This is a genomic window from Streptomyces sp. NPDC001219 (assembly GCF_053597915.1).
The window spans coordinates 47,811-62,573 of the sequence record NZ_JBSFJF010000046.1 but is presented as its reverse complement, the minus strand read 5'-3'; the positions used below and the strand labels follow the sequence as shown (position 1 = coordinate 62,573).

Annotated in this window: 13 protein-coding genes; 8 read left to right on the top strand and 5 right to left on the bottom strand. The window is 71.7% G+C overall.

From position 1 onward, the window contains the following. The first annotated feature begins 181 nt into the window (after positions 1-181). Complete coding sequence (locus tag ACWC9R_RS25985; protein ID WP_362601621.1) at positions 182-928, top strand: LON peptidase substrate-binding domain-containing protein; 747 nt, start codon at positions 182-184, stop codon at positions 926-928. Between the two features lie 45 nt (positions 929-973). Next, positions 974-1,468, top strand: coding sequence for a Cys-tRNA(Pro) deacylase (ybaK, locus tag ACWC9R_RS25980; protein ID WP_450734982.1), 495 nt, complete (start codon positions 974-976; stop codon positions 1,466-1,468). Between the two features lie 49 nt (positions 1,469-1,517). On the opposite strand, the gene ACWC9R_RS25975 is transcribed toward ybaK, so the two are convergent. The 4 genes from ACWC9R_RS25975 to ACWC9R_RS25960 form a co-directional block, all read right to left on the bottom strand. Continuing rightward, entirely contained in the window at positions 1,518-2,285 is a 768-nt protein-coding gene (locus ACWC9R_RS25975; protein ID WP_450734980.1) for an ABC transporter permease, read from the bottom strand. 68 nt (positions 2,286-2,353) lie between these two features. Then, positions 2,354-3,175 carry an ABC transporter permease gene (locus ACWC9R_RS25970; RefSeq protein WP_450734978.1) on the bottom strand — a complete coding sequence of 274 codons (822 nt, stop codon included), beginning with the start codon at positions 3,173-3,175 and terminating at the stop codon, positions 2,354-2,356. Between the two features lie 61 nt (positions 3,176-3,236). After that, positions 3,237-4,247 (bottom strand): ABC transporter ATP-binding protein, encoded by a 1,011-nt coding sequence (locus tag ACWC9R_RS25965; protein WP_450734976.1) that lies wholly within the window; start codon positions 4,245-4,247, stop codon positions 3,237-3,239. Between the two features lie 83 nt (positions 4,248-4,330). Continuing rightward, positions 4,331-5,632, bottom strand: a complete 1,302-nt coding sequence (locus ACWC9R_RS25960; protein WP_450734974.1) for an NYN domain-containing protein — start codon at positions 5,630-5,632, stop codon at positions 4,331-4,333. A 274-nt stretch (positions 5,633-5,906) separates the two neighbouring features. Here ACWC9R_RS25960 and ACWC9R_RS25955 point away from each other — a divergent pair, with 274 nt between their 5' ends. Then, positions 5,907-6,080 carry a hypothetical protein gene (locus ACWC9R_RS25955; RefSeq protein WP_362601611.1) on the top strand — a complete coding sequence of 58 codons (174 nt, stop codon included), beginning with the start codon at positions 5,907-5,909 and terminating at the stop codon, positions 6,078-6,080. An 83-nt stretch (positions 6,081-6,163) separates the two neighbouring features. On the opposite strand, the gene dnaE is transcribed toward ACWC9R_RS25955, so the two are convergent. Beyond that, the gene (gene dnaE / locus ACWC9R_RS25950) at positions 6,164-9,715 is read right to left on the bottom strand and encodes a DNA polymerase III subunit alpha (protein WP_450734972.1); all 3,552 of its coding nucleotides are present in this window, start codon (positions 9,713-9,715) and stop codon (positions 6,164-6,166) included. A gap of 216 nt (positions 9,716-9,931) precedes the next feature. On the opposite strand from dnaE, the gene ACWC9R_RS25945 reads away from it, so the two are divergent. From ACWC9R_RS25945 to ACWC9R_RS25925, 5 genes are all read left to right on the top strand, one after another. After that, a complete protein-coding gene (locus ACWC9R_RS25945) occupies positions 9,932-11,296 on the top strand; it encodes a DUF2252 domain-containing protein (RefSeq protein ID WP_450734970.1) in 1,365 nt (454 codons plus the stop codon). 103 nt (positions 11,297-11,399) lie between these two features. Further along, positions 11,400-12,059: a hypothetical protein gene (locus tag ACWC9R_RS25940; protein WP_450734968.1), complete on the top strand. Its 660-nt coding sequence runs from the start codon at positions 11,400-11,402 to the stop codon at positions 12,057-12,059. Positions 12,060-12,106: 47 nt separating this feature from the next. Then, positions 12,107-12,916, top strand: coding sequence for a thioredoxin domain-containing protein (locus ACWC9R_RS25935; RefSeq protein WP_450734966.1), 810 nt, complete (start codon positions 12,107-12,109; stop codon positions 12,914-12,916). A 120-nt stretch (positions 12,917-13,036) separates the two neighbouring features. Beyond that, positions 13,037-13,744, top strand: coding sequence for a hypothetical protein (locus ACWC9R_RS25930; RefSeq protein WP_450734965.1), 708 nt, complete (start codon positions 13,037-13,039; stop codon positions 13,742-13,744). Positions 13,745-13,788: 44 nt separating this feature from the next. Continuing rightward, on the top strand, positions 13,789-14,700 hold the full coding sequence (locus ACWC9R_RS25925) for a thioredoxin domain-containing protein (protein ID WP_450734963.1): 912 nt from the start codon (positions 13,789-13,791) through the stop codon (positions 14,698-14,700). Positions 14,701-14,763: the final 63 nt, after the last annotated feature.

The window sequence follows — 14,763 nt, the reverse complement described above, 5'->3', positions numbered from 1 at the left end:
GGGGTGTCCGGACGTAAAGCGAAGCAGTCCGGACACCCCCACCCGCGCAGGCCCGTCACCGCACCCCGACAGCCCCGCGCAGCGGACCCCGCCCGCCGCAGGCGGAACGGCGAGACGAACCACGGCGGGATTCCCGCCCACGTGGGAACACAGCCAAGCGCAGCGTCTAGGCTTACGGGCTGTGACCTCCGTGCGCCTACCGCTCTTCCCGCTGAACTCGGTGCTGTTCCCGGGCCTCGTGCTCCCGCTGAACGTCTTCGAGGCGCGGTACCGGGCCATGATGCGTGATCTGAGCGCGGTGCCCGAGGACGACCGCCGCTTCGCGGTGATCGCGATCCGGGACGGCCGGGAGGTCGCCGCCACCGCGCAGGGCATGCCCGACACCACCCTGCCCGCCTCGGACGGTCCCGCGGCGGGCTTCGGCGACGACCCGATGCAGGCGTTCCACGCCGTGGGCTGTATCGCCGACGCGGCCACCATCCGGGAGAAGTCCTCCGACGACGACACCGGCTACGAGGTGCTCGCCACCGGCACCACCCGCTTCCGGCTGCTGTCGGTGGATGCCTCGGGGCCGTATCTGACCGGTGAGCTGGAGGAGCTGGCGGACGACGAGGGAGCGGGCGCCGGTGCGCTCGCCTCCGGTGTCGTCCGGGCGTTCCGCACCTACCAGAAGCGGCTGGCCTGGGCGAACGAGCGGACCCTGTCGAGCGGGCAGGACCTGCCGGCCGACCCGGCCGTGCTGTCGTACCTGGTCGCCGCGGCGGCCGTACTGGACGTGCCCGCCAAGCAGCTGCTGCTGGAGGCGCCGGACACCGCGACCCGGCTGGGCCAGGAGCTGAAACTGCTTCGCCAGGAATCGGCGCTGCTCGGTAAGCTCCCGTCGCTGCCGGCCGTGGATCTGACCCGGCAGCCGACCAGCCCCAACTGACCGAGCGGCCCCGGCTGCCGGCCCCTGACGCGAGGCACGAAGACGTTGGCGAAGAAGTCCAGGAAGTCCGTCGGCACCCCCGCGACCGTCGCCCTCACCGCGGCCGGTGTCCCGTTCACCACGCACGCCTACGAGCACGACCCGGCCGCCCCGTCGTACGGCGAGGAGGCCGCCGAGGCCCTCGGACTCGCGCCCGACCAGGTGTTCAAGACCCTGCTGGCGGAGGTCGACGGCACGCTGACGGTCGCCGTGGTACCGGTGTCGGGGTCCCTGGACCTCAAGGCGCTGGCGGCCGCGGTGGGCGGCAAGCGGGCCGCCATGGCCGACCCCGCGGCGGCCGAGCGCAGCACCGGCTACGTCCGGGGCGGGATCTCCCCGCTGGGGCAGCGCAAGCGGCTGCGCACGGTCGTGGACGCCTCGGCCGGGACCCGGCCGACGGTGTGTGTCTCGGCGGGGCGGCGCGGGCTGGAGGTCGAGCTGTCGCCGCAGGACCTGGTGGCGCTCACGGGGGCGCACCTCGCGCCGATCGCCCGCGGCTGACCGCGCGGCGGGGCGGCCGGTTGCCGGCCGCCCCGGGGAGCTGTGCGGTTCAGCCCTCGGCGGGCGGCCGACGGTCGTGGTCCTCCCGGGGCCGGTCCGGCGCCTCCGGCTGCTGCGGGTGCGGGTGCTGCGGGTGCTCGCCCGGCTCGCCCTGGTGTCCTTGCTGATCCTGCTGACTCTGCCGGCCCTGCTGCCCCTGCTCGTCCTGGAGCCAGTACGGCACCTCGGGCGCCGGGTCCGGCGGCCCGAACAGCGCGGTCAGCACCAGCTGGGTGACCATCGCCCCGAGCGGCCAGGCCAGCAGGGCGCCCTTGGCCTGGAGCCGCAGCGGGCCGTCGAAGACCACTCCGGGGCCGACCTGCTTGGCGTGTGCGGCCATGTCCGGGGTGGGGCCCAGCCACATCCCCGTCAGCCAGCCCACCGTCGCCCCCAGCAGCCCGCCCACGACCAGCGCCACGACCAGCGGAATCCCGCCCCGGCGGCGGAAGAGGAAGACCGCGGCGGTGGTGAGCACACCGAAGCCGAAGGCCAGCAGGAGGAAGGTGCCGTCCGCGCCGATCGACTCCTCGCCCTCGGTGTTCTTGAGGTAGACGTTGCGGGTGTCCGCGACCAGCGGGACATGCGGCGCCAGCCAGTTCCACACCAGGCCGAGCAGCACTCCGGTCACCGCGACCAGGAGCGCGATCAGCGCACCCTCGCGCAGCTCGCGGGCCGGCATCAGGCCGGCGGTGGTGCCGTGCTCGGCGGCGGGCGCGGCGTCGGGGTGCCGGGACTCGTCGGGGGGTTGGTTGTCGCGGGGCGTCAGCGGTGCGGTCACCTGGCCATCGTGCCAGGTGGGGCCGGTGGGGCCGGAAGCAGGACGCCCGTTCGGCGCGGGGGCACCGCTCACCGGGTCGCCGCCCGGCGGTAGGCCCAGGTGGCGACGGCCAGCGAGAGCACCCCGACGGCCGCGCAGACGCCCAGGTCGGCGGCGACCACGACCCAGTCCGGGTGCGGGTCGAAGCTGCGCGCCAGCGCCTCCACGCCATACGTCGAGGGCAGCAGGTCGCGGGCCCAGCCGATCACCGCGGGCATCCCGTCGGCCGGCAGCACGCCCAGCAGCAGGGCCGCCGACATCCCCAACTGGCCGCAGAGCGTGGCGAGTTCCTGGCGCGGGGCGAGCAGGCCGAGGGCCGCGCCGAGACCGGCCAGCGCGGCCCCGGCGAGCGGGAGCACCGCGGCCAGCACCCACAGATGGGTCATCGGCAGCTGGAACAGGACACAGCCGGTGACCGCGGTGACCACCGTGCCCGGCACGGTGAACGAGGCGTACGCGGCGGCGGCGCCGAGCACCACGGCGGCCGGCGGCACCGGCAGCGTCGCGTAGTGGTCGAGCCCGCCGCCGGCCCGCAGCTGGCCGAAGTACTGGGCGAGGAGGTTGAGCGCCACGAAGGCGACGACCAGCACGCTGGAGCCGGACACCACCGACCGCGCCGGTTCGCCGCCGTCGACCACCCCGCGCAGCAGGACCATGATCCCGATGGACTGGAAGGTCGCGACGAACAGCAGCGGAATCCGTGCGACCCGGGCCCGGGAGAGCTGGGCACGGTAAACGGCCGCCAGCGCGGGCAGCAGCCGGGCGGACGGCGCCAGCGGGGCGGCCTCCTCGTCGCGCGCCCCGGCGGCCGGGGCCGCCCCTGCCACCGCCTGCACGGGAACCACACTCACGCTGTCACCACGCCTTCCTCGCTGCCCCCGAGTGTCATACGTCCGCCGGACCGGACCCCGTTCACGCCTTGACCAGTCCCTCGGCCCGGCCGCCGAGCGCCAGGTACACATCTTCCAGGCTCGGCGTGGCGAGGGTGAAGTCGTCGAGGGCGGCGAAGGCGGGGCCCGCGGTGACCGCGGCGACCGCGGAGCGAGCCCGGTCGGCGGGGAGGCGCAGGGTCCAGCGGCGGCCGGAGGTGTGTGCGGCGGCTTCCAGGGCGGCGACCTCGGGCACGTCCAGCGGCGGGCGGTCGCGCCACACCAGCTCCAGCCGCACCTCGTCGCTCACCATTTCCTTCAGTCCCCCGGGCGTGTCGCAGGCGATGACCCGGCCGCGGTCGATCACCGCGACCCGGTCCAGCACGCTCTCGGCCTCCAGGACGTTGTGCGTCACCAGCACCACCGTGACGCCGTGCTCGGCCCGGCGGCGGTCCACCGCCGCCCAGACGGCTCGCCGCGCGACCGGGTCCATCCCGGTGGTCGGCTCGTCCAGCACCAGCAGCGGCCGGGCGCCGATCAGCGCGGTGGCGAAGCAGGCCAGCCGGCGCTGCCCGCCGGACAGCTTCTTCAGCACCCGTCCGGCCAGGTCCGTGAGGCCCAGCTCGTCGATCACCGCGTCCCGCTCGGCGCGCGCCTCGCGGGCGGCGAGGCCGCGCAGCCGGCCGGTGGTCTCCACGGCCAGCGCGACCGTCAGCTCGTCCAGGGCGGTGGACTCCTGCCCCAGGTAGCCGAGCAGCCGGGCGGCCCGCTCCGGGTGACGCACCAGGTCATGGCCCAGTACGGAGATCGTGCCGGAGTCGGGGCGCAGCAGCCCGGTGAGCTGGCGCACCAGGGTGGACTTCCCGGCACCGTTGGGGCCGAGCAGCCCGAAGATCTCGCCGCGGTGCACCTCAAGGGTGATGCCGTCGTTGGCGCGTACGGCGGGTGCCTGTGCCGCCCCGCGGCGCCCGCGCATCGCGGGGTACGTCTTGACCAGGTCCCGCACGGCGCACACCGGCACTCCGCGCTCCACCTGTTGTGTGCCCGTCCTCACGAGCTACGAGGGTACGCGTCCCCGGGCCGCCTCCCGCCCGCGGGGCTCCGGCGGGCGAGCCGGGCCCCGGGGCGGGCGGGCCTTCAGTCCCCGGCCGGAGCGTGCTCGGCGGCCGTCCGCAGATCGACCTCGCGCCAGAATCCGGCCCGGATCGCATAGCGGTCGTGCTCGTCGATCTGGTCGTCCTTGTGGGCGAGCAGGCCGAACCGGGCGGCGTAGCGCAGCAGTTCACCGTCGATCCGGTGCGGGATGCGCGGGTACTCCGTGGACAGCTGCTGGAGATGGGCGGTGTCGGAGAGCCGGTCGGTCCAGCGGCGGGCGAAGACCTGGCCGACCTCGAAGGGGTCGCCGCTGACGGCGGTGATGTCCTCCTCGCGGTCGGCCCAGCGCTGCTCGGCGCTGGTGAGCTGGGCGAGGGTCGGCAGGGCGGCGGCCCCGTCCGGCTCGCCGGCCGCGCCGCCGCGCTCGACCCAGCCCTTGTCGGACGACCAGCGCAGGGTGGCGCCCGCGGCGGGGGCCGGCCCGCCGGTGCCGGCGGGCTGCTGGCCTGCCGCGTGTGCCCGGCCGAGTCCGGCCAGGTCCTTGGGGGTGGGCACGACCTTGGAGCCGGTGGCGCCGGGCTCGCCGGCGGCCGCCGTTCCGCTCTCGGCGCCGGCCGGGGGACGGGAGACGCCGTTGGCGCCGTTGTGCTCATGGGTGTGCTCGGCGGAGTCGGGCCCGGCCGCTGCGGCGGCGGCCGCTGCCGCCGCCGCGACCGCGGACTCGGGCAGCGGCGCGGAGAGGATCGCGGCGATCTCGGGGCGGGGCGCGGGCGGCGGGGCGCAGGGTCCGCCGAGTTCCTTGGCGCGTACCGCGCGGGTGATCCAGGTCCGGTCCAGCACCCGCCGTTCGTCGGCCTCGGCGACCAGGTCCTCGGACTGGTTGTAGTCGCCGTCCGCGGCCTGGACGGCCCAGAGGTGGACGGCGACGCCGTGCTCCTTCGCCGACATCAGTCCGGGCAGCAGATCGCCGTCGCCGGTGACCAGCACGATGTCGGAGCAGGCGCGGTTACGGGCGAGTTCGGTCAGCTCGGCGTGCATCGCGGCGTCCACGCCCTTCTGCGCCCAGCGGCCGTCGCTGCGGGTCAGGGCACCCAGCCGGACGGTGACCCGGGGCATCACCCGCAGCCGCCGGTGCTCGGGCTGCGGGACGCGGTCGGGGGCGCCGTCGAACCAGTAGATCCGCAGCAGCGGGCGTTCGGTCTCCGCCTCGGCGCGCTGCCGCAGCCCCTGGATGAGGGCGGCATGGTCGACGGTGATGCGGGAGCGGGCGGGCTCTCCGGCGAGCAGGCTCGCAGCGGCGCCGAGCAAGTAACCGGCGTCCACCAGGACGACGCAGCGATCCACGTTCCACCCTCTTCCCTGAGGTGCTGAAAGTCCGGTCGCCCCCCGGCTCGGCCCATGGCACGAGTTCTCTCGGCTTTCCTTCGAGTCTGCCCGACCGTACGGGCGTTATCTGCCCGAACTCGATCATCGGCGTGGCGGATTCGACGGGGGCGTCGCACACGGTGCGTGATCAACCATATAACGCACGGTAATTGCCCGAAATGCAGGCGTCTATCCGTCATGTAAGTCTGGTTCCGGCCCAGATCCCGGATTCCCCCCTCAGGAGGCAACGATCATGGCCAAGGACAAGAAGCAGGACCGCAGTCAGCAGAAGGCATCCGCGGCCGAGCGCGGCCAGCAGGAGGCCCAGAAGGCGAGCCTGGAGGCGCAGTCCCAGGCGCGGTCGCAGGCGCAGGGCAGCCCGGCGGATGTCGCACGGAAGCACCAGCGGCGCTTCGGTCACAACTGACACACGGCGCACAGAAGTTGAGGGGCGCGTCCGTCACGGACGCGCCCCTCGGGGTAACGGCGGCCCGCAGGGGGCCGGGTGGCTCAGCCGGCCAGACAGGACGGGCCGAGCAGCACCTTCAGATCGCCGAAGAGCGACGGGTCGGGCGTGACCCGGTGCCGGTCCAGCCGGAGCACCGTCGTCTTGCGCGCCCCCTGGAGCTTGATCCGCACCTCGGTGGAGCCGCGGTGACTGCTGAGCACCTCACCGAGCTTCTCGACCATCGGCGGGGTGACCTTGACGGTCGGAATGGTGATCGTCACGGGGGCGTTGGTGCCGGCCTCCGAGAGGTCGGGCACCATCATCTCCATGGCCACCAGCCGCGGGATGTCCTCCCGCTTGTCGAGGCGGCCCTTGACGAAGACCACGGTGTCCTCGACGAGTTGGGTGGAGACCAGCTGGTAGGTGGCCGGGAAGAACATGCAGTCGATCGAGCCGGCCAGGTCCTCGACGGTGGCGATGGCCCAGGCGTTGCCCTGCTTGGTCATCTTGCGCTGGAGGCCGGAGATGATGCCGCCGATGGTGACGATCGAACCGTCCGAGTAGTCGCCGCCGGTCAGCTGGGCGATGGCGGCGTCCGCCTTGTCGGACAGCACGTGCTCCAGGCCGAAGAGCGGGTGGTCGGAGACGTAGAGACCGAGCATCTCGCGCTCCTGGGCGAGGAGATAGGTCTTGTCCCACTCCACGTCCGAGAACTCGATGTCCAGCCCGAAGCCCGGCCCCTCGTCCGTGCTGTCGTCGCCCATCCCGCCGAAGAGGTCGAACTGCCCCTCGGCCTCCTTGCGCTTGACCTGGACCACGTTGTCGATCATCGGCTCGTAGTGCGCCGTCAGCCCCTTGCGGGTGTGGCCCATCTCGTCGAAGGCGCCGGCCTTGATCAGTGACTCGGTGGTGCGCTTGTTGCAGACCACCGCGTCGACCTTGTCGAGGTAGTCGGGGAAGGAGGAGTACTTCCCCTTCGCCTTGCGGCAGCGGATGATCGAGTCGACGACGTTCTGGCCGACGTTGCGGACCGCGGTGAGGCCGAAGAGGATCACGTCGTCGCCCTGGGCGGCGAAGTTCGCCTCGGACTCGTTGACGTTCGGCGGCAGCACCTTGATGCCCATGCGCCGGCACTCGTTCAGATAGACCGCCGACTTGTCCTTGTCGTCGCGCACGGAGGTCAGCAGTGCGGACATGTATTCGGCGGGGTAGTTGGCCTTGAGGTAGGCGGTCCAGTAGGTGACCAGGCCGTACGCGGAGGAGTGCGCCTTGTTGAAGGCGTAGCCGGCGAACGGGACCAGGACGTCCCACAGCGCCTGGATGGCCTGGTCGGAGAAGTTGTTCTTGCGGGCGCCCTCCTGGAAGAGGACGAAGTTCTTCGCCAGCTCCTCGGGCTTCTTCTTGCCCATCACGCGGCGGAGGATGTCGGCCTCACCGAGGGAGTACCCGGCGATGATCTGGGCGGCCTTCTGCACCTGCTCCTGGTAGACGATCAGGCCGTGGGTCAGGCCCAGGACCTCCTTGAGCGGCTCCTCCAGCTCCGGGTGGATCGGGGTGATCTCCTGGAGGCCGTTCTTGCGCAGCGCGTAGTTGGTGTGCGAGTCCATGCCCATCGGGCCCGGGCGGTACAGGGCCGAGACGGCGGAAATGTCCTCGAAGTTGTCGGGCTTCATCAGCCGCAGCAGCGAGCGCATCGGGCCGCCGTCGAACTGGAAGACGCCGAGGGTGTCACCGCGGCAGAGCATCTCGTAGGTCTTGGGGTCGTCCAGCGGGACGGAGAGCATCTCCAGGTCGACGCCCTTGTTCTTCTTCACCATCTTGACGGCGTCGTCCATGATGGTGAGGTTGCGCAGGCCCAGGAAGTCCATCTTCAGCAGGCCGAGCGACTCGCACTGCGGGTAGTCCCACTGCGTGATGGTGACGTTGTCGGTGTGGCGCACCCAGACCGGGGCGTGGTCGACGATGGGCTCGCTGGACATGATCACGCCGGCCGCGTGCACACCCATCTGCCGGACCAGGCCCTCGACGCCCTTGGCGGTGTCGATGACCTTCTTGACGTCCGGCTCGCTCTCGTACATCCCCCGGATCTCGCCCGCCTCGCTGTAGCGCGGGTGCTTGGGGTCGGTGATGCCGCTGAGGTCGATGCCCTTGCCGAGGACGTCGGCGGGCATGGCCTTGGTGAGGCGGTCGCCCATCGCGTACGGATAGCCCAGGACGCGCGCGGAGTCCTTGATGGCGTTCTTGGCCTTGATCTTGCCGTAGGTGCCGATCATGGCGACCTTGTCGGCGCCGTACTTCTCCGTGACATACCGGATCACCTCGACGCGCCTGCGCTCGTCGAAGTCGATGTCGACATCGGGCATGGAGACACGCTCGGGGTTGAGGAACCGCTCGAAGATCAGTCCGTGGGTGATCGGGTCGAGGTCGGTGATGCCCATCGCGTAGGCCACGATCGAACCGGCCGCGGAACCACGGCCGGGGCCCACCGCGATGCCGTTGTTCTTGGCCCACATGATGAAGTCGGCGACGACGAGGAAGTAGCCGGGGAACCCCATCTGGATGATGATGTCCATCTCGTACTCGACCTGCTTCTGCCGGTCCTCGGGGACCCCGTCCGGGAAGCGGCGCCGCATGCCGACCCGGACCTCCTCCTGGAACCAGGTGACCTCCGTGAAGCCCTCCGGGATGTCGAACTTCGGCATCAGGTCGCGCTTCTCGAACATCCCGTCGGTGTTGATCTGCTCCGCGACCAGGAAGGTGTTGGCGCAGCCCTCCTGCCAGGCGTCCGAGGAGTCGATGGCGTACATCTCGTCCGTGGACTTGAGGTAGTAGCCGGTGCCGTCGAAGCGGAAGCGGTCCGGGTCGGAGAGGTTCTTGCCGGTCTGGATGCACAGCAGGGCGTCGTGCGCGGTGGACTCGTGGGCGTAGGTGTAGTGCGAGTCGTTGGTGACCAGCGGCGGGATGCCGAGCTTCTTGCCGACCTCCAGCAGGCCGTCGCGGACCCGGCGTTCGATCTCGATGCCGTGGTCCATCAGCTCCAGGAAATACCGGTCCTTGCCGAAGATGTCCTGATATTCGGAAGCGGACTTCAGCGCCTCGTCGAACTGGCCGAGCCGCAGCCGGGTCTGCAGCTCACCGGAGGGGCAGCCGGTGGAGGCGATCAGGCCCTCGGACCACTGGGCGATGGTCTCCTTGTCCATCCGCGGCCACTTCTGGAGCCAGCCCTCGGCGTACGCGTCCGAGGACAGCCGGAAGAGGTTGTGCAGACCGGTCTTGTTGGCCGCCCAGATCGTCTTGTGCGTATAACCACCGGAACCGGAGACGTCATCGCGCTTCTGGTGCGGCTGGCCCCACTGGATCTTGCGCTTGTTGCGCCGCGACTCCGGCGCCACATACGCCTCGATGCCGATGATCGGCGTCACTCCGGCCTTCTGCGCCGAGTGGAAGAAGTCGTACGCGCCGTGGAGGTTGCCGTGGTCGGACATGGCGATGTGCGTCATGTCCATCTCGTTGCACGCCTTGAACATGTCCGACAGCCGCGCCGCACCGTCCAGCAGGGAGTACTGGGTGTGGACATGCAGGTGCGTGAAGGGGGGCCTGGACGGGGCTGCCACGGCGGAGGACCTCCGGAAAACGGTCGGGCGGGGGCGCCTCCCCGGCGGGACCGGGAGGGGCGGATGGTGGTCACGAAGTCTACGGCTCCCCGCTGACAATCGACGGGCACCGACGAGTAGCCTCGCGCGTTGTCAGTGACAGATCCGCCCCCGGCCGGCGCCGGGTGGACATGCCACGGACACCGAACCGTTCCGCACCTCAGGAGGCACTCAGCGATGCCGTCCCAGCACGCCCCGGCGCAGGACGCCGCGCAGCGCGGCGAGGAGATCCTCGCCGTTTTCGACACCGCCTTCGGGGAGCTGCTCGCCGCCGACCCCGCGGCCTTCCGTGTGAAATTCCGCAAGATGGCCGCCTCCGCCTTCGCCTTCTACCGGGGCACGGCCTGCCTGTTCTACCGGGACCTGGAGGCGTACGCCGCGCAGGACGGCGGCGGCAGGGACAGCGGCCCGTACCTCGACGAGCGGACCGCCCGGGTGTGGATTCACGGCGATCTGCACGCCGAGAACTTCGGCACGTACATGGACGCCACCGGCCGGCTGATCTTCAACGTCAACGACTTCGACGAGGCGTACGTCGGGCCGTTCACCTGGGACCTGAAGCGGTTCGCCGCCTCGGTCGCGCTGATCGGCTACGCCAAGGCGCTCAGCGACAAGCAGATCACCGACCTGGTGCGTACCTACGCGGCCGCCTACCGGGAGCGCATCCACGCGCTGGCCTCGGGGACGAAGAGCTCCGACAAGGACGAGCTGCCGCCCTTCACGCTCGACACCGCCGAGGGCCCGCTGCTGGACGCGCTGCGCGACGCCCGTTCGCTGACCCGGTTCGGGCTGCTGGACTCGATGACGGAGATCCGCGACTTCGAGCGGCGGTTCGCGCCCGGCGGCGGCAGCGTCGAGCTGGACGCGGCGACCCGCTACAAGGTCCTCGCCGCCTTCGACGGCTATCTGGAGACGCTGCCGGAGTCGAGCCTGGACCGCCCGGACTCCTACCGCGTCAAGGACGTGGTGGGCCGCCGCGGCATCGGCATCGGCTCGGCCGGTCTGCCCTCGTACAACATCCTTCTGGAGGGCAACAGCGACGCCCTGGAGAACGATGTCGTGATCTACATGAAGCAGGCCCAGACCCCGGCCGTCTCCCGGCACATCACCGACCCCGCGGTCCGCGGCTACTTCCGGCACGAGGGCCACCGCACGGTGATCTCGCAGCGCGCCCTCCAGGACCACGCCGACCCGTGGCTGGGCTGGACCGAGCTCGACGGCGCCGGCCAGCTGGTCGCCGAGATCTCGCCGTACGCGGTCGACCTGGACTGGTCCGACATCGACGACCCGGACGAGATCGCCGCGGTGGTCGCCGACCTGGGCCGGGCCACCGCGACCATGCACGCCGCGGCGGACGACGAGAGCGGCCACTCCCTGGTCCCGTTCTCCACCGAGCGCGCCATCGACGCGGCCATCGCGGCCGACGAGGAGGGCTTCGCGGCGCTGCTGGTGGACTTCGCGCACTCCTACGGCGCCCGCGCCCGCGCCGACCACCAGATCTTCGTGGACCTCTTCCGCAACGGGCGGATTCCCGGCCTGTAGGTTCCCGGGCCGCAACGTTCCGTACGCACCGGATCGCCCGGTGCGTACGGGTTCGGCCCCCCTTAAGCATCTCTTATCCCTGGTCATGGCACACTCGGCAGCGATGGACATTTCGGCGGGACACCTGCGGGCACTGCGCGCGGCGCTCTTCACGGCGCTGTGCGTCACGCTGTCCACGACGTCCCATGTGCTGCTGTCCCGTATGCCGCTGCCGCTGGTCACCGTCGCCGCGCTCAGCGCCGCCGTGTTCGCCCTCGCCTATGCGCTGGCCGGCCGCGAGCGCGGCTACTGGCGCATCGCCGCGCTGCTGGTCCCCCTGGAACTCGCCGCCGATCTGGTCTTCAGCCTCGGCCAGCACACCTGTTACGGCGCGGCCGGCGGCCCGGTCGCCGGCCCGCTGCGCTCCCTCGGCGTGGATCTGCTGTGTGGCGGCGACCCGGTCGGTGCCCCGCTGACGCAGCTCCCCACGGACCAGGCCGGGCCGGTGGGCAGCTGGCTCGTGCTGCTCGCCGCGCATCTGCTCATCGGGCTGCTGGCGGCGGGCTGGCTGCGCCGTGGTGAGGCCGCGCTGGGCCGGCTGCTGGGCGCGGTGGCCGGCTTCGCCTTCCGCCCGCTGCTGCTCGCCGTCGCGGTCATCGGCGCCACCGCCGCACCGCGCCGCCCGGCCCCCGCTCCCGTACGGTCCGGGTCTCCCGCCCGCACCCAGCCCCTGCTCGTGCACTGTGTCGTGCGCCGTGGGCCGCCCTGCGCGCTCGCCGCGTAGGCGCCACCGCACCCCTGTCCCACGGATTCCACGGAGCACGAACAGTCATGAGCAATCGCAACAACCAGGCCAACAAGCAGGCGGCCCGCGAGCGGCTGCGCGCCGAGCGCGAGCGGCAGGCGAAGAAGGACCGGCTCCGCCGGCAGCTGATCGTCGGCGGCGCCATCGTCGGCGTCCTGGCGATAGCCGGCGGTATCGCGGTCGCGGTCGCCGGGTCGGGCGACGACGGCGCGGACGCCCCGCTGGTCAAGCCCGCCAACACCAGCGGCGCCAACGGCACCACGATCGTGGTCGGCAAGCCGGACGCCAAGAACACCCTGGACCTCTTCGAGGACCCGCGCTGCCCCGGCTGCGCCGCCTTCGAGCAGACCGCCGGCGCCACCGTCGAGAAGGACATCAAGGCCGGCAAGTACAAGGCCTCGTACCACCTGGGCACGTTCCTCGACAACAACCTCCAGGGCACCGGCTCCAAGAACGCGCTCAGCGCGCTGGGCGCCTCCCTCGACGTCAGCCCGGACGCCTTCCTGAAGTACAAGTACGCGCTGTACTCGAAGGAGTTCCACCCGGACGAGACCGGGCCGGACAAGTTCGCCGACGACAGCTACCTGATCAAGGTGGCCGACACCGTCCCCGCGCTCAAGGGGAACGCCGCCTTCCAGAAGGCCGTCAAGTCCGGCACGTACGACCGCTGGGCGCTGGAGGTGTCCCAGGCCTTCGACTCCGTCAAGGACGTCAAGGCCACCCCGACGATCAAGCTCAACGGCACGACGCTGGGCACGAAGACCCCGCAGGGCACGTCGGCGCCGTCCAGCGTGGCCGCCTTCAACTCCGCGGTGGACAAGGCACTGAAGAAGTGACGTAGGCCCGGGTCGGTCGCCAGGCCGGTCCCCAGGCTCCCCGGCCGGCGTGCTCCCCGCACGCCGGCCGATGCCAAATCTTGACCCCTCCCGGTGCCGTGCACATGGCAGACTCCGACCGTGCAGGCGACGGGAGGGCGTCCCGGGACCCGGCCGGCGGCCGCGCCGGGGGTCCAGCTCAGGGCGGTGCGGGCGGCGTTGTTCACCGCGCTGTGCACCACCCTGTCCGCGACCTCCCATGTCCTGCTCTCCCGCGCCCCGTTGCCGCCCGTTTCGGTCGCCGCGATCTGCGCCGGTGTCTTCGCCGCCGCCTACGCGCTGACCGGACGGGAGCGCGGCTACGGCCGGATCGCCGCCCTGCTGGTGCCGCTGGAGCTCGCCGCCGACACCGTCTTCACCGCCGGGCAGCACACCTGTTACGGCGCGGCCGGCGGCCCGGTCACCGGCCCGCTGCGCTCGGTCGGCGTCGGTCTGCTGTGCGGCGGTGGCGAGTTGGGCACTCCACTCGCCAGGATCGCCGCCCATACGGGCACCCCGCTGCCGCCGGTCCCGGCGGCCGCCCCCTGGCTGCTGCTCGCCGCCCATCTCGCCGTCGGCCTGCTCGCCGCGGCCTGGCTGCACCGCGGGGACGCCGCGCTGGACGCGCTGCTGCGCGCCGCCGCGGCCGGCGCCTTCCGCCCGCTGCTCTTCGCGGTCACGGCGGTCAGCGCCGCGTTCCCGCCGCCCCGCCGGTGCGTCCGCCCGCTGCACCCGTCGCCGCCGGCCCGCCCGCTCCCGCTCCTGGTGCACTGCGTACGGCGCCGTGGCCCGCCGCCGGCCGCCGTCTGACCGGTCCACAGCAGTCACCACACCTTTGAGGGACGGAACCCCCCATGAGCAACCGCAACTCCCAGGCCAACAAGGCCGCGGCCCGCGAACGCATCCGGGCCGAGCGCGAGCGCCAGAAGAAGCAGGAGAAGCTGCGCCGCCAACTCGTCGTGGGCGGCGCCCTGGTCGGCGTCCTGGCGGTGGCCGGCGGTGTCGGCTTCCTGGTCGTGAAGGCCAACCAGCCCACCGGCTGGGAGGCCGCCAAGGAGGCCAAGCCCGTCGCGCCCGCCCACACCCAGGGCAAGAACGGCACCGAGATCCTGATAGGCGACAAGAACGCCAAGGAGACCCTGGAGGTCTTCGAGGACATCCGCTGCCCGGCGTGCGCCTCCTTCGAGCAGAGCAGCGGCGAGGCGCTGCTCAAGGACATCGAGGACGGCCGCTACCGGGTCCGCTTCTCGATGTACACCTTCATCGACGACGCCTCGGGCAGCGGCGAGGGCTCGAAGAACGCGCTGAGCGCGCTCGGTGCGGCGCTGAACGTCAGCCCGGAGGCGTTCCTGAAGTACAAGGCGGCGCTGTACTCCGCCAAGTTCCACCCCGAGGAGCAGGTGGACACCTACGGCAAGGACTCCGAGCTGCTCAAGGTCGCGGCCACGGTGCCGGCGCTGAAGGGCAACAAGGCGTTCGAGACGGCGGTGAAGGAGGGCACCTACGACCGCTGGGCGATGGACATGACCGCGCTCTTCGGCCGTAAGGGCGTCAAGGGCACGCCCAGCTTCCTGCACGGCGACAAGAAGCTGACGCTCCCCCAGATCCCGCAGCAGCAGATGACGCAGGCGCAGTACAACCGGCTCGCGCAGGCCAACTTCAAGAAGATGATCGACAAGGAGTTCGGCCCGGCGAAGGGCTCCGGCAAGCCGGACCCGGGCAAGGGCATCCGCGAGGGCGAGAAGGACCCCACGGCCTCCCGCTGAGTGCCTTTCGGACAACGGGCGGGCGAATTCTCGGAGTTCCGGTGAATTCGCCCTCCCGGCGCC

Bases quoted from the DNA above. Each gene is read 5' to 3' on its own strand.
- ACWC9R_RS25955 (WP_362601611.1), top strand. From the start codon at position 5,907: ATGGCCAAGGACAAGAAGCAGGACCGCAGTCAGCAGAAGGCATCCGCG.
- ACWC9R_RS25945 (WP_450734970.1), top strand. From the start codon at position 9,932: ATGCCGTCCCAGCACGCCCCGGCGCAGGACGCCGCGCAGCGCGGCGAG.
- ACWC9R_RS25940 (WP_450734968.1), top strand. From the start codon at position 11,400: ATGGACATTTCGGCGGGACACCTGCGGGCACTGCGCGCGGCGCTCTTC.
- ACWC9R_RS25935 (WP_450734966.1), top strand. From the start codon at position 12,107: ATGAGCAATCGCAACAACCAGGCCAACAAGCAGGCGGCCCGCGAGCGG.
- ACWC9R_RS25925 (WP_450734963.1), top strand. From the start codon at position 13,789: ATGAGCAACCGCAACTCCCAGGCCAACAAGGCCGCGGCCCGCGAACGC.